The organism is Sedimentibacter sp. LTW-03, from assembly GCF_052059825.1.
Lineage (GTDB): Bacteria > Bacillota > Clostridia > Tissierellales > Sedimentibacteraceae > Sedimentibacter.
The window spans coordinates 3,575,162-3,590,030 of sequence record NZ_CP197180.1; the positions used below are offsets into that span (position 1 = coordinate 3,575,162).

General features: G+C 36.1%; 12 protein-coding genes and 1 tRNA gene. 12 read left to right on the plus strand and 1 reads right to left on the minus strand.

Features of this window, described 5'->3' with window-relative positions; all coding sequences use genetic code 11:
- Positions 1-57 precede the first annotated feature (57 nt).
- From ACS3UD_RS17280 to ACS3UD_RS17295, 4 genes are all read left to right on the plus strand, one after another.
- Positions 58-1,239: a M20 metallopeptidase family protein gene (locus ACS3UD_RS17280; RefSeq protein WP_308138397.1), complete on the plus strand. Its 1,182-nt coding sequence runs from the start codon at positions 58-60 to the stop codon at positions 1,237-1,239.
- A gap of 197 nt (positions 1,240-1,436) precedes the next feature.
- Positions 1,437-2,264 carry a DUF5685 family protein gene (locus tag ACS3UD_RS17285; protein ID WP_308138396.1) on the plus strand — a complete coding sequence of 276 codons (828 nt, stop codon included), beginning with the start codon at positions 1,437-1,439 and terminating at the stop codon, positions 2,262-2,264.
- A complete protein-coding gene (locus ACS3UD_RS17290; RefSeq protein ID WP_308138395.1) occupies positions 2,248-2,847 on the plus strand; it encodes a DnaJ domain-containing protein in 600 nt (199 codons plus the stop codon). The genes ACS3UD_RS17285 and ACS3UD_RS17290 overlap by 17 nt, the downstream gene beginning before the upstream one ends.
- On the plus strand, positions 2,838-3,338 hold the full coding sequence (locus ACS3UD_RS17295; RefSeq protein WP_308138394.1) for a hypothetical protein: 501 nt from the start codon (positions 2,838-2,840) through the stop codon (positions 3,336-3,338). The genes ACS3UD_RS17290 and ACS3UD_RS17295 overlap by 10 nt, the downstream gene beginning before the upstream one ends.
- Before the next feature lie 44 nt (positions 3,339-3,382).
- On the opposite strand, the gene ACS3UD_RS17300 is transcribed toward ACS3UD_RS17295, so the two are convergent.
- Positions 3,383-4,660 (minus strand): adenylosuccinate synthase, encoded by a 1,278-nt coding sequence (locus tag ACS3UD_RS17300; RefSeq protein ID WP_308138393.1) that lies wholly within the window; start codon positions 4,658-4,660, stop codon positions 3,383-3,385.
- Positions 4,661-4,919: 259 nt separating this feature from the next.
- Between ACS3UD_RS17300 and ACS3UD_RS17305 the strand changes: the two genes are divergently transcribed.
- The 8 genes from ACS3UD_RS17305 (at position 4,920) to ACS3UD_RS17340 (ending at position 14,851) form a co-directional block, all read left to right on the plus strand.
- Positions 4,920-6,692 carry a putative glycoside hydrolase gene (locus ACS3UD_RS17305; protein WP_308138392.1) on the plus strand — a complete coding sequence of 591 codons (1,773 nt, stop codon included), beginning with the start codon at positions 4,920-4,922 and terminating at the stop codon, positions 6,690-6,692.
- Positions 6,693-6,890: 198 nt separating this feature from the next.
- Positions 6,891-7,907, plus strand: a complete 1,017-nt coding sequence (locus tag ACS3UD_RS17310; protein WP_308138391.1) for an aspartate-semialdehyde dehydrogenase — start codon at positions 6,891-6,893, stop codon at positions 7,905-7,907.
- A gap of 134 nt (positions 7,908-8,041) precedes the next feature.
- Positions 8,042-9,274, plus strand: coding sequence for a DNA recombination protein RmuC (locus tag ACS3UD_RS17315; protein WP_308138390.1), 1,233 nt, complete (start codon positions 8,042-8,044; stop codon positions 9,272-9,274).
- An 82-nt stretch (positions 9,275-9,356) separates the two neighbouring features.
- Positions 9,357-9,439: transfer RNA gene (locus ACS3UD_RS17320), tRNA-Leu, on the plus strand.
- A gap of 293 nt (positions 9,440-9,732) precedes the next feature.
- A complete protein-coding gene (gene recQ, locus ACS3UD_RS17325) occupies positions 9,733-11,922 on the plus strand; it encodes a DNA helicase RecQ (RefSeq protein WP_308138389.1) in 2,190 nt (729 codons plus the stop codon).
- On the plus strand, positions 11,915-12,778 hold the full coding sequence (gene rsmI, locus ACS3UD_RS17330) for a 16S rRNA (cytidine(1402)-2'-O)-methyltransferase (RefSeq protein ID WP_308138388.1): 864 nt from the start codon (positions 11,915-11,917) through the stop codon (positions 12,776-12,778). Before recQ ends, rsmI begins: the two co-directional genes overlap by 8 nt.
- Positions 12,779-12,788: 10 nt before the next feature.
- Positions 12,789-13,466, plus strand: coding sequence for a DUF554 domain-containing protein (locus tag ACS3UD_RS17335; RefSeq protein ID WP_308138387.1), 678 nt, complete (start codon positions 12,789-12,791; stop codon positions 13,464-13,466).
- 8 nt (positions 13,467-13,474) lie between these two features.
- Positions 13,475-14,851: a Na+/H+ antiporter NhaC family protein gene (locus ACS3UD_RS17340; RefSeq protein ID WP_308138386.1), complete on the plus strand. Its 1,377-nt coding sequence runs from the start codon at positions 13,475-13,477 to the stop codon at positions 14,849-14,851.
- The last annotated feature ends 18 nt before the right edge of the window (positions 14,852-14,869 follow it).

Sequence of the window (14,869 nt, forward strand, 5' to 3'; positions counted from 1 at the left end):
TATAGTAAAAAATGATAGTATCAATTACTATCATTTTTTAATTTGAGAGGTGTAAGCATGTATGTTATCGATGGAAATGAACTAACAGCCCTAAGGAGAGAATTTCACAAATACCCGGAGCTTGGTGGATGTGAATATAAAACAATGGACAAAATATGTTCATATTTAGATTTATGGGGTGTAGAATATAAAAAAGGCGTTGCGGAAACAGGTGTAGTTGCAATAATAAGAGGTAAAAACAAATTAAAAGATGACTATAAATGCATAGGTATAAGAGCGGATATTGATGCCCTTCCAATAAAAGAAGAAACAGATGTGTGTTTTAAATCTGTTAATGAGGGAGTAATGCATGCTTGCGGTCATGACGCTCACACAGCTGTCGCACTTGGTGCGGTCAAAATTATTAAATCAATGGAGTCAAAACTAAAAGGCGATGTAAAGTTTTTCTTTCAGCCGGCTGAAGAAACTACAGGGGGTGCCGAAAGAATGATTGATGCAGGTTGCCTAAAAAATCCAGAGGTTGAATATGTGTTTGGACTTCATGTTGATCCAGGGCTCGAGACTGGAAAAGCAGGAATAAAATACGGAAAAATGATGGCATCATCTGATGAGATTTTTATTAACGTATTCGGAAAGTCTACACATGGAGCTCATCCCGAAAAAGGAATCGATCCGGTTGTTATTACATCAAATATTGTAGTTGCTCTTCAGTCACTCGTGAGCAGAAGTACGTCTCCGCTGAACTCGGTAGTTCTTACAATCGGGAGCATTCACGGTGGGACGGCGCAAAATATAATATCAGATTCAGTGGAAATGAAAGGAATATTGAGAACTTTGGATGAAGAGACACGCGGGGATATGAAAAAAAGAATTGCCGCAGTCGTTGAAAATATTTCTAAAGCAATGGGTGGAGAAGGAACTTTGGCTATCAGAGAGAGCTATGGAGCACTTATTAACAATGATGATGCTGTAGACAAACTTAAGGAAGCTGCCGAAAAGGTGCTTGGATCGGAAAATGTGGAGATTTTGGAATATCCCAATATGGGAACAGAAGACTTTTCATATTTCAGCCGCCACTCAAAAGCCTGTTTTTTTAATCTGGGATGCAGGAATGAAAACATAGGGGCCGTATATCCCATTCATTCAAGTAAATTTATGTTGGATGAAGGTTGCCTGGAAACGGGTGTGAAAATTCAGGTGGAAAACATATTGGGAATTTTAAATATGTCTCTGGATTAAGATGCAATTTTTATGAAAAGTGCTTGAACATAAAATATTGTAATAATTATAATTTCTTTTAGAATTTAGATAAAAAGGCAAAAATTCTTATTGATATTTTTGCTTTTCTTTTGATTTGAAGGATATAAATATATTGATAAATTGAAGATATATTGATACAATTATATTAATTGTAATTAATCAGAAATGAGTGCAATATGTTTGGATATGTGACTATAAATAAAATGGAACTGAAATTTAAAGAGTATTACAGCTACAAAGGGTTTTATTGCGGTCTTTGCAAGTGCCTTAAAGAAAAGTACAGCAACAAGGCAAGAATGACCTTGAATTATGATATGACGTTTCTTATATTGCTGTTAAGTTCTCTGTATGAACCCGAAAATAAAACATTCCGTGAAAGATGCGTGGTTCATCCAATAAAAGAACAGCTTCTTATACAAAACGAAATAACGGAATATGCAGCATCGATGAATATTATTCTTTCATATTACAATATGCTTGATAATTGGACGGATGATAGGGATTACAAGTCTTTTGCGGCGATGCAGGCCATTAGGGGAGAATTTAGGAAAGCAAGCGCAGAACTGCCTAAAAAAGCAGCAGTAATAAAAGAACGCTTGGATAACATATCTGAACTGGAAAAAAGCAATACAGATGATATTGATGCTGTTTCTAATGAGTTTGGACATCTAATGGAAGAAATAATACTGTACAAAAATGATCAATGGGAAAAAAACTTGAGAAAGATAGGATTTTACTTGGGCAAGTTTATATACTACCTTGATGCGTATGAAGATATGGAAAAAGATGAAGAAAACAGTTCGTACAACCCCTTCAACAATTTAAAATCTGAAGACAAGGAAAAATATGCGAAAGATTTAATAATGCTCAATCTCTCATTTTTAAGCCAGGAAATAGAAAAGCTCCCTCTTGTGCAGGATAAAGGAACAATAGACAATATTATATATTCCGGAGTATTGAATAAATTAGACAAAAGGAGAAATGCAAATGAAAGACCCATATGAAGTGCTCGGCCTTCAAAGAGGCGCAACAAAGGATGAAGTAAAGAGTGCATACAGAAAGCTTGCTAAAAAATACCACCCTGATATGAATGAAAACAACCCTCTTAAGGATTTGGCTGAGGAAAAATTCAAGGAAATTCAATGGGCATACGATGAGATTATGGACGGCGGCTCCGCAGGTTCATACCAGAGCAGTAATGGGAGCGGGAGTTCTTACGAAAATGGTTCAACCAGTTTATTTAATATTAGACAGCAAATACAAACGGGAAGATTCCAAGACGCAATAAGGATGCTGAATGGCATGTCTGTCAGAAATGCTGAATGGAATTATCTCATGGGTGTATGCTATGTAAACATGGGATCGTTAGGCCAGGGGATGAAGTTTGTGCAAACTGCTGTAAAGATGGATCCCGGCAATTTTGAATACAGAAATTTCTTGAATCAGATTTTAAGCACACAGAACATGTATCAACAAAGGACATATAATTACGGTAGAGGAAATTCAAGCGTTGATTGCTGCACTCAGCTTATTTGTGCAGATTGTTTATGTGAATGTCTGGGAGGAGACTTGATTTCATGCTGTTAAAAAGCAAAGATATTGCATATTTGGGAGTGCTTTTGGGATTAAACCAGCTTTTTATAATTCTTTCATCTGTGATCGAAACAAATACAATCATACTTTTTGCTGCGGCTGCTCTTTTAGTAGGCGTTGTGATTGTTGAATTTGGGTTTAAGAGCGGAATTTTGTTTTATGTAGCATCTTGTATACTCGGGTTTTTTTTGACATTCAACAAAGTTGAAATTATTACATATATTATATTTTTTGGGTTATACAGCATAGTAAAGTATGTAGAGGAAATAAAAATAAACAATGCAGTGCTGCTTTACGCAGCAAAGTTTTTGTATTTTAATACAGCCTTGATTGCTATGTATTTTACGGTGAAACTATTTATACCTCTTGAGCTGGCGTGGTGGATGATAATTGCGGCCCAAGTACTTTTTATTATTTATGACTATGCGTTTACCATGTTCATAACGACCTATGTGAACAGTATAAAACCAAAATTAAAACGGTAGGACAATCTGGTGTGTCCTGCCGTTTTAATATTTTTGTTATTTGTTTAGTCGTTCATGATTAGGTAATCTTCTCTGTTAGCTCCTACAGATACATATTTTATTGTGCATCCAACCTTTTTCTCAAGATATTTGACATAGTCATATGCTTTTTTTGGAAGGTCAGATTCTTTTCTGCATTTGCTTATATCACAATTCCAACCGTCAACATATTCTACTATAGGTTTTGCTTTGTCCAGCAAAACTCCCATTGGGAACTCTTCAGTAATTTTTCCGTCAACATCGTATCCGGTAACAACAGGAATCTTATCCAAGTATGATAATACATCAAGTTTTGTCAATGCAAGCACATCAGCTCCTTGCACTGTAACGCCGTACTTAGATGCCACAACATCAAACGGGCCGACTCTTCTCGGACGTCCTGTTGCTGCACCGTATTCTCCACCGGCCTCTCTTAGAGCATCAGCTTTTTCACCAAACATTTCGCAAGTAAACGGTCCTTCACCTACACATGAAGAATAAGCTTTCATAATTCCTATGGTGCTGCTCAGCTTCATGCCAGGCACACCGGCACCTATAGGTGCATAGGCGGCTATTGTCGATGATGAAGAAGTATAAGGATAAATTCCAAAATCTATATCTCTCAATGCACCAAGCTGTGCTTCAAACATAACCTTTTTTCCTTCTTTTACAGCTTCCTTAAGATACAAGCCCACATCGCATATGTATTCTTCAAATTCGGTACCGAATTTAATGAGCCAGTTGTACATGTCCTCACCACTGAATTCAACGGATTTATATCCGCCGGCAATTGTCAGGTTTTTCCATTCAACTACCTGTTCAATGCGTTCTTTAAGTGCTGTTTTGTTAAGCAAATCTCCCATTCGTATGCCTTTTTTAAGATACTTATCTCCATATACAGGAGCGATTCCTCTTCTTGTAGAACCGAATTTCATATCCTTAAGACGTTCTTCTTCCAATATGTCCTGTTTAACATGATAAGGAAGGCAGATAATTGCTCTGTCACTGATTTTTAAATTGTCAGGTGTTATTTTAACACCAGAGCTTCTAAGGTTGTTTAATTCTTTGTGGAGGTGTTCTAAGTCTATAACCATACCATTTCCCATTACATTTACTACATCAGGTCTCAGAATACCTGAAGGCGTAAGGTTAAGTATAAACTTACCTAAATGATTTACAACTGTGTGGCCAGCGTTGTTTCCTCCTTGGTAACGGCATACAACATCATAATTTTCGGCCAATAAATCAACCATTCTGCCTTTACCTTCATCTCCCCAATTTATTCCTACTATTGCAGTTAGCATAAAAACCTCCTTAAGTTTCGCTAAAAAAATTATATATTTTACGAATATTAATGTCAAGAAATACTTTTTTGTATGTATTTTTATATTGCATATTTTGCTAAAAATTACACTTGTCGAAAAAGCAAAAAACCTGTAATGTTTGTTGAACAAAGAATATATTTATGGTAGAATTGTTTTAAATTAGTCATATTTTTATGCCTTATTTTAATAACATATTATGGGTATGGTTTACATATCACAATTACATCAAGGAGGATTTATGATAAATAAATCAAAAAAAATAATATCTTTATTAATAATTGCAGCAGCGCTGGCTGGATGTGCAAATCAAGCCAACGCAAACACACCCATACCCGAGGATGAACCGAAACAGCAGGAAACGGAAGCTATTGCTACTCAAACAGATGAGGAAAGGGCTCAGATAGAGTTGGAAAGCAAACTGGCTGATAGAGAAAAGCTGGAAGAGCAGAGAAAAGAGGAATTGGGCGAATTTTATGTACCCCTTGTTTCAATAGGAAATGAGCAAGAAAAGAAAAGCGTTGAAGTTAAAGCACTGTATGCTACCGGTCATACTGCCGGTAATACTTTAAATAAGGAAAACATTGATACCTATGGAGCATATGTAAAGGCACTGTCCGAAGGAGATACATCAAAGATAAATGAATTTTCGCCTTCAGCCGAAAAAGCAAACAAATTTGAAAGAATTATTGGTATTGCCATAGGCACAGAGATAAACGGGCTTGTAATAAATGTGAAAGATGATAATGGATTTATAACTTATGACAGTGATATTGAAATTGTCCAAAAAATGAACGAAGAAACCCCGATACAAATTGATGATGTAAGTGGTATGCTTCAGATTTTGAAAGAATATGATATTTATACTATAGGAAGAATTGTTGCTTTTAAGGATAAAAATTTTGCAGTTAAAAGCCCGGAACATTCTATTCAATTGAAATCAGGTGGAACGTGGCTTGATCCCAACAGTGGAAACATACCGTGGGTCAATCCTTTTGACAAGTATGTTTGGGATTATAATGTTTCTATTGCAAAGGAAGCTGCACTTTTGGGATTTGATGAAATACAGTTTGACTACGTAAGATTTCCCGACGGCGCAAAAAGATATAATCCGATTACAGAATTCCCGGGAAGAGAAGGAAGGGATAAAGATGAAGCTATTGCCGATTTCTTGGAGTATGCTGAAAAAGAGCTAGAGCCTTACAATGTAAATTTAGGAGCTGATGTATTTGGAATCATCACAAGAACGTGGGATGATTATCCGGAAGATATAGGGCAAACATGGGTTCTTATGGGAGAATATGTGGACAATATGGCTCCTATGGTTTACCCAAGCCATTATTCAACCGGATGGTACAATCTTGATAATCCAAACGCTCATCCTTACCTTGTAGTTAAGGGAGCCATGGAAGAGGCAGTGGAAAAAAATTCTTCTATGGAAAAGCCACCTGTAATCAGGCCTTGGATTCAGGATTTTGATTGGGCAGGAATTGAATACGGCCCTGAAAAGGTGAGAGATCAGATTATAGCAGCAAAAGAGCTGGGTATAGCGGAATACATGATTTGGAACCCAAGCAACTCATATGATCCATATTCTTTCATGTTGACGTCTAAAGAAAAATCAGAAACATATCCTGCGGATAAAGGAGAAATGGACTACAGGGAAAAAACCCCGTCAGATGCTGCTGATAAATACCTGACAGGCATGCTTCAAGGGAGATACAGCTACATGTATTTAATGGAGCCGGTAAGCAAAAGAATACAGGATTTTGACGATTATGCAGAACTTCAGGCTACATCAAACATCAAGCTGTTAAACTATAAGGTTTACGGGTATGAAATGGATAAGGATAACAGTGATTTGGCTAAAGCTGAGGTATATTATAAAATAGAAGTGACAGAAAATGAAACTAAACATATAATAGAAAAAGATAATGTGAAGTGGGACGCTGTAAGAGAACACAACATATGGAAGATAAATGCCGAATTTGAAACTTCGGCCGATGAACTGTAGGAAATTGCAGAGCTGTCTTATAAAGAGACAGCTTTTGCTTTATTAGTTGCACGTATAAGTTATAAGATTTGTTCGCAATATAAAAACTTGTGTAACAAAAATATATACAAAATAGCTTGACAATGAATAATATCTTGTTATAATAAGTTTTATATATTTAAAAGCGTAATTAATTATAAAACGGAAGAAGGTATCATTATGAAATTATACAACTTAGCAATATTAGGAGCAACAGGAGCAGTAGGGCAGGAAATGCTGAAAATACTAGGCGAAAGAAATTTTCCATTCGGTGAATTAAAATTGCTGGCAAGCAAGAGAAGTGCAGGCGAAGAAATTGAGTTCAAGGGGAACAAATATATTGTAGAGGAAGCAACAGAAAATTCATTTAAAAATATTGATATTGTATTGTGTGCGGCAGAAAACAACATAAGCGAGGCCCTTTCGCCGGCAGCGGTAAAGGCGGGAGCAGTTGTAATAGACAATTCTTCTGCATTCAGATTGAATGACGATGTGCCTTTGGTTGTACCTGAGGTTAATGCGGAGGATGTTAAAAACAACAAGGGAATTATAGCAAACCCTAACTGTTCAACTATAATAGCATTAACAGCATTAAATGAGTTGAATAAATATTCTAAAATAAACCGCATGATTGTTTCAACATACCAAGCAGTTTCTGGTGCAGGCATCAACGGTATAAGAGAACTGAATCAGCAGGTAAAAGACATAAATGAAGGCAAGCCCGTGGAAATAAAAACATTCCAGCATCAGATCGCATATAATTTGATACCGCAGATTGGGGATTTCGATGAGATGGGATATTCTCAAGAAGAAATGAAGCTTCAAAATGAAGGAAGAAAGATACTGCATAATCCTGATTTGAAGGTTAACTGCACTTGTGTCAGAGTTCCCGTATACAGAAGTCATTCAGAATCAATTACCATAGAAACAGAAAAAGAAATAACTCCACAGAAAGCAAAAGATCTTTTAGCGAAAGCTGAAGGAGTAAAGCTGGTAGATGATTTGGCTGATAAAAAATACCCTATGCCTCTGGATACATCAGATCAGAACCTTATTTACGTTGGAAGAATCAGAAAAGACATCAGCAAAGACAATTCCTTGGCTCTCTGGTGCTGCGGAGACCAGATAAGAAAGGGAGCTGCAACAAATGCTGTTCAAATTGCTGAAGTTTTGATAAAAGATTGGGAAAACAAATAATATACAACTTTAAATCCCATTAAACTATGACACCATTCTAGTTTTATCTCAGAATGGTGTTTTTTATTTGTTAACTTTCGGCTGGACAAATGTTCGATTATGGTTTATTATTAACTAAGCGACAGGAGGGAATCATGGATTTATTTATAATTGTTATTCTTACAATATCAGTGATAATCAATATAGTTGTACTAATTAAGCTAGGGAGCAGGAATTCAGAAAAAAACATAATTTCTGAAATGAAGTTGAATATGAGCAACAACAACTTCCAACTAATTGATCAGATTTTAAAAAAAATATCTGAATCTGAGCAGAAACAGCTTAGAGAGATACTGACGAATAAGATTGAAACGGTTGAAAGGCTTGAAAAAAATACTGGAAAAATGAATCAGTCCTTTATGAACTTCAGTTCAGAGATATCAAAATCATTAAATGATAACTTTTCATCATTAAATGAAAAGGTCGGTACAAATCTTGAGAAGATTAATATGCGCGTTGAAGAAAGGCTTAATGAAGGATTTGAAAAAACTAACAAAACTTTTATCAGTATATTGGAGCGGCTCTCAAAAATAGATGAGGCACAGAAAAAAATCGACAGTCTTTCCACAAACATAGTATCACTTCAGGATGTTTTAACAGACAAAAAAAGCAGGGGAACCTTTGGAGAGGTTCAGCTGAATCATATATTGTCTTCTGTATTTGGCGAAAACAACAAAAAAGTTTATGAGCTTCAAAAAAAATTGAGCAACGGAACTATAGCTGACGCGGTGCTTTATATTCCGGAACCCGTAGGAATGTTGTGTGTGGATTCAAAGTTTCCTTTGGAAAATTACCAGCGAATGATTGATAAAAAAATTTCTGATGCTGATAGAAAAATATATGAACGGGATTTCAAAACAAATGTAAAAAAACATATTAATGATATTTCATCAAAATACATAATAGAAGGACTAACTTCGGAACAGGCGATAATGTTTCTGCCTGCAGAGGCAATATTTGCGGAAATTAATGCATATCATCAGGATTTAATTGATTATGCCGGAACTAAAAAAATCTGGATTGCTTCGCCTACGACACTTATGTCTGTTTTATCAACATTACAGGTTGTTCTAAGAAACATGGAAAGAGAAAAATATGCCGGCATTATTCATGAAGAACTCAGCAAACTTGGGAATGAATTTAGACTTTACAAACAAAGGTGGGATTCGCTGGCGAAGGACATAAGAAAAGTGTCCGATGATGTTGATAAGATACACATAACATCAAATAAAATCGAGAAAAGATTCGATAAGATATCAAAGGTTGAAATAAGTGATTTTGACTTCGACGAAAATGATGAATCAGAAGCTGTGCTGACGGAAAATTAAAAAATGCAAAAATTTCCACTAAAAATAGTGAAAAACCTCTTGATTTTTATTTTTAGATGTGTTAGTATTTTAAAGCAGTCAAGCCGTAGTGATGGAATGGCAGACGTGACGGACTCAAAATCCGTTGGTGGCAACACCGTGGGGGTTCAAGTCCCTTCTACGGCATTAATAAAAAATCATGTATGAGATTGGAACTCACACATGATTTTTTATTTTATTTATGATAAAATTAGAAAATACATTTTGACGATAATAAATCGATAAAATGTAGCTTTATATAATTTTGCTGCAGAATTTATTTAAAATGCTGCTAATATTTATTATGTTGATTTATAAAAATTATACAAGCGAAGAACCGCCATCAACAATTATATACTGACCTGTTATTGTACAATATATTATTTTATTATATAATTTTAAGAAATATGCTATAATTTAACATTAAAGGGTGTGTAAAATTGGATAAAGCAGTTGAAATATTAAAGAAGTACTTTGGATATGATTCGTTTAGAAATGGCCAAAGAGAAATTATAGAGAGCATATTGGCACGAAGAGATGTATTGGCAATAATGCCTACAGGAGGCGGGAAGTCTTTATGTTACCAGATACCTGCTATTATGATGGAGGGGACGGCGCTTGTAATTTCGCCTCTTATTTCATTGATGAAGGATCAGGTTGATTCACTTCGTCAAATAGGGATACCATCTGCATTTATAAATAGCTCATTATCAATGTCTCAATTCAGAGAAATAATCAATGACGCTCAAAACAATAAATTTAAACTTTTATACGTAGCTCCTGAGAGGCTTGAATCAGAAAGTTTTTTAGAACTGTTGAAAAAAATTAATATTTCTATGGTAGCTGTGGATGAAGCTCACTGTGTCTCGCAGTGGGGTCATGATTTCAGGCCAAGTTATTTAAAAATAAGAGACTTGAGAGGGCTGGCCGATAACGGCGTGAATATTTCTGCTTTTACAGCAACGGCAACACCTGAAGTAAAGCAGGATATAGTTAAGCTTATAGGATTAAATGAGCATTTTGAGATAACAACGGGGTTTGATAGAGAAAATTTAAAATTTGAAGTTGTGAGAAAAAATAAGAAGTTACCTTATTTATTGGAATTTGTGAAGGATCACAGAGATAATTCAGGAATAATATATTGCCTTACAAGAAGGTTGGTCGATGATGTTTGCAACAAACTTGTTGAATCAGGCTTCAATGCTGTAAAATATCATGCGGGTCTGAGTGATGCTCATAGAGAAAAAAATCAGGAGGATTTTCTGTATGATAAAGCTGATATAATGGTTGCAACCAATGCTTTTGGAATGGGAATTGATAAATTGGATATAAGGTATGTGGTTCATTACAATATGCCTAAGAATATTGAATCATACTATCAGGAAGCAGGAAGAGCAGGCAGGGACGGTGAACCCTCCCAATGTATTTTGTTGTTTTCTGCTCAGGATGTTGTTATGAATAATTATCTAATAGATAACAGTGCAGGTGACTCTGGTTCAAAATCAAATGATTATATTAAGCTTAGAGATATGGTTAATTACTGCAATACAGACAAGTGCCTCAGAAAACACCTCATAAGCTACTTTGATCCTTCATATACAAGGGAACAATGCGGAAATTGCGGCAATTGTCTAAGTGAAATTGAAAGACGGGATATAACTGTTGAGGCTCAAAAAATATTGTCTTGCATTTACAGAATGGGCGGAAGATTCGGAAGCGGGATGGTGACAGATGTGCTGAGGGGGAGCGGAAATAAAAGAATAAAATCATTTAATTTTAATAAATTAAGCACATATGGCATAATGAAGGAATATGACCGGAATACATTGACGGAAATAATTTCATTTCTTATTTCCGAAGGATATATTAATGTAGCAGGTGATAAATTTCCCGTGTTAGCTATATCTAATCTAGGTTATTCCGTTCTGAAGGGAAAACAGACTGTTACTATTAGAAAATTAATTTCAAAGGACAAAGAAGCTACAATTGAAAAAACGTATAATATAAACCTGCTTGATAAGCTGAAATCACTTAGAAAAGAAATAGCATCCAGCCTTAATGTTCCTGCCTTTATGGTGTTCTCGGACGCTTCTTTGAGAGATATGTGCATCAAGCTTCCCATAAACAGGAACGAATTTCTTAAGGTATCAGGTGTAGGAGAGATTAAAGCTGAAAAGTTCAGCAGCAAGTTCTGTGATGTAATAAAACACTACATTGAGGAAAACAATATAGAAAAGCCGATAGAAAACAACGAAAGTATAAAGACCAGTGCAGAAGATGAACAGCATCTGGGAACTCATGAAAATAATGCAGACGAATCAAAAAAGGAAGACACCAGGATTATGAGTTTAAGGCTTTACAAAGAAGGGAAAGGTATAGAGGAAATAGCAGCTGTCAGAAAACTGCTTCCTACCACTGTTGAGGGACACCTTGCAGATTGCATAAAACTTGGATATGAAATTAATATAAGAGATTTTATTTCTGAGGATGTTGAAAGACTTATAATTAATACATACAAAGAAATAGGCGGCGCAAAGCTTAAACCTATAAAGGAAGCACTTCCGCCGGAAATAACATATGGTGAAATAAAAATTGCTCTGGCAAACTTATCAGGAGAAAGAAATGAGTAAATTATATATAGTGCCTACACCTATAGGCAATTTAGGAGATATGACCGAAAGAGCTGTTGAGGCTTTGAAAGAAAGTGATTTGGTTTTAGCAGAGGATACCAGACATACACAGAAGCTTTTGAATTTTTTTGAAATCAAAACTCGTATGCTTTCATATCATAAATTTAATGAGAAAAGCAGAAGCGGCGAAATTATAAGCGATATTGCAGATAATGACAGAACTGTGTCGCTGGTAACCGATGCAGGAACACCGTGCATATCGGACCCAGGATATGAGCTTGTTAAAAGCGCAAGAGAGGCAGGTGTTGAGGTAATTGGACTTGCGGGAGCATCTGCTGTAACAATTGCACTGTCTGTATCGGGAATTGATACCTTTGAATTTGCCTTTTACGGATTTTTGCCGAGAAAGAAAAGCGAGCTTGAAGATGCGTTGAAAAAAGTAAAGAATAATCAGGTGAAGACATTTGTTTTTTATGAATCGCCGAAAAGGGTAGTTAATTTGGTTAAAAATATCAAGGAACAAATGCCTGATGCGACTCTGTGTGTATGCAAGGAGCTTACAAAGCTTCATGAAAATACATTTTACGGAAGCGTATCGTCCGTGGAGGAACAGCTTAAAAACCATGAAGATGTTGAAAGAGGCGAGTATGTGGTTGTAGGGTACAATAACAACTATGAGGAAAAAGAGCAAAGCTCTGCCGCTGTAAGCATTCACGGAATATTGTTTGACAAACTGTTTCATAAAGAGTATTCTTTAAAGGAAGCTGTCAGTGAAGTTGTAAGTGAAGGGTTGGCTTCAAAAAATGAAGCATATAAAGCTTCATTAGAAATAAAAAAATTTATAGAAAAATATTGACGGGGGAAATATGTTAGGCACACTAGTGAATTCATTAGCAGTAGCAGTCGGCGGACTGATAGGAGTCTTTTTCAGGAACGTGATACCCGAAAGAATATCAAATGCCATGATAAAGGCTGCCGGACTTGCTGTTATTACAGCTGGTATTAAGCTGAGCCTTACCGGCCAGAATCTTTCACTTTTGATAATGTCGGTAATAATAGGTACGGTAATAGGGGAAGTAATTGATATTGAGGGAAAGCTTGACAACCTCGGGGCAGCTGTGGAGCGTAAGATAAAAAGCAGGGAAAATAATATTGCTTTGGGTTTTGTTACATGCACTCTTATTTATTGTGTTGGCTCAATGGCAATAGTAGGGTCTATACAGAGTGGGTTGACCGGGAATCATGAAATACTATTTTCAAAAGCTCTTTTGGATGGCATAATGTCGGTTACAATGGCTGCATCATTAGGTGTAGGCGTAGTTTTCTCAAGTTTAAGCGTATTAATATATCAGGGGAGCATTACATTGCTTGCTCAGTTTATTCAGTCACTTTTGAGCGATGTTGTTATAACTGAAATGACGGCCGTAGGGGGAACACTAATTATGGCTATGGGGCTGAACTTCTTGGAAATCAAACGTGTTAAGGTTGGGAATATGCTTCCGGCTATATTTTTACCCATAATATATTTTGTTTTTTTTAGTTGAGGTGTAACGTGAATAATAAGAAATTAGCGCTTAATCCGGTAGTGATACTTATGATAAGCCTTGGATTTATAATTTGTTCAATCATATTATCAATTCCTTTATACGCTGCATTTATGGCTGGTCTGGTGTTTACTTCTATTATATTGGTCAAAAGCGGATATAAATTAAATGAATTAGTGAAAACAGTGATAGATTCTGTTCGTGAGATAAAAAATTTAATTGTTGTTATATTGTTTATTGGTGCTACTACATCAATTTGGCTTTCATCAGGAGTTGTTCCCACAATTATGTACTATGGATTCACATACATGGAGGGAGTGAATTTTTTATTTGCGGCATTTTTGATAATGTCTGCAGTGTCATTATTTATGGGTACAGCTATTGGCACAATAAGCACAGTTGGCATATGCCTGAGCGGTATAGGAATGGGATTGGGAATTCCGAAGAATTTAATTGTTGGAATGCTTGTTTCGGGAGCATTCGTTGCTGATAAGATTTCACCGCTGTCAGGTCTTGTCAATCTGCTGGTTACAACAACACACAAAAATTACAGGGAAATTTTCAAGAGTATGATAATAACGTTGCTACCCACAATAATTGTCACGGCGGCTATTTATTTTATTCTGGGACAGAAATATACCGGAGGAGATTACAGCAAGCTGTTGCTTTACAAGGAAGCAATAGCTTCGGGTTTTAACATAACACCGTTTATGCTGATGCTTCCAGTAATAATACTTGGGCTGTCAATAGCAGGATTAAATTCAATTGTGGTATTTTCTATAGGCATAGGCGTAGGTGCTGTGCTCAGCGCTGTATTCCAAGGGTCCTCCATTATGGAGATTGTAAGCTCCATGCTGTTTGGATACAAAGGAAATACGCCATCAGCTGAATTGAACCAGCTTCTTGTAAGCGGCGGAATGGTGTCAATATTAGAGGCTATATTTATAGTTGTGACTGCATACGTGCTTGTTCGAGTGTTTGAAAAAGGAAACATACTCGTGCCTGTTATGGAAAAGATGGTTAACGGAATAAATTCTAAAATGAGTCTTATACGCCGTACTGGACTTATGAGTATATTGCTGACTGTTGCAACTTGCGACCAGACTGCCGGAATTATACTTCCCGGCAAGATGCTTCAGGAAAAATACAAGGAGCTTGATTTGGATTATTCAATACTTGCAAGAACAATATCTGATACGGGGATAGTGGTTGCGCCATTGATGCCCTGGAATATAAATTCATTTTTAATTAAGCCCATTATGGGGATTACCGCTACCCAGTATGCTCCATATTCTGTGCTCTGCTATGTGTGTCCGGTAATCAGTATTCTGATTTCATACTTGGCTATAAACAAACAAAAGGCAAAATGTAAAAATTTAAAATAAAAATAAAACACAGTTAAG

Coding starts and splice junctions, on each gene's coding strand:
- ACS3UD_RS17315 (WP_308138390.1), top strand. CDS start 8,042: ATGGATTTATTTATAATTGTTATTCTTACAATATCAGTGATAATCAAT.
- ACS3UD_RS17295 (WP_308138394.1), top strand. CDS start 2,838: ATGCTGTTAAAAAGCAAAGATATTGCATATTTGGGAGTGCTTTTGGGA.
- ACS3UD_RS17305 (WP_308138392.1), top strand. CDS start 4,920: ATGATAAATAAATCAAAAAAAATAATATCTTTATTAATAATTGCAGCA.
- ACS3UD_RS17280 (WP_308138397.1), top strand. CDS start 58: ATGTATGTTATCGATGGAAATGAACTAACAGCCCTAAGGAGAGAATTT.
- ACS3UD_RS17335 (WP_308138387.1), top strand. CDS start 12,789: ATGTTAGGCACACTAGTGAATTCATTAGCAGTAGCAGTCGGCGGACTG.
- ACS3UD_RS17310 (WP_308138391.1), top strand. CDS start 6,891: ATGAAATTATACAACTTAGCAATATTAGGAGCAACAGGAGCAGTAGGG.
- ACS3UD_RS17285 (WP_308138396.1), top strand. CDS start 1,437: ATGTTTGGATATGTGACTATAAATAAAATGGAACTGAAATTTAAAGAG.
- ACS3UD_RS17300 (WP_308138393.1), bottom strand. CDS start 4,660: ATGCTAACTGCAATAGTAGGAATAAATTGGGGAGATGAAGGTAAAGGC.
- rsmI (WP_308138388.1), top strand. CDS start 11,915: ATGAGTAAATTATATATAGTGCCTACACCTATAGGCAATTTAGGAGAT.
- ACS3UD_RS17290 (WP_308138395.1), top strand. CDS start 2,248: ATGAAAGACCCATATGAAGTGCTCGGCCTTCAAAGAGGCGCAACAAAG.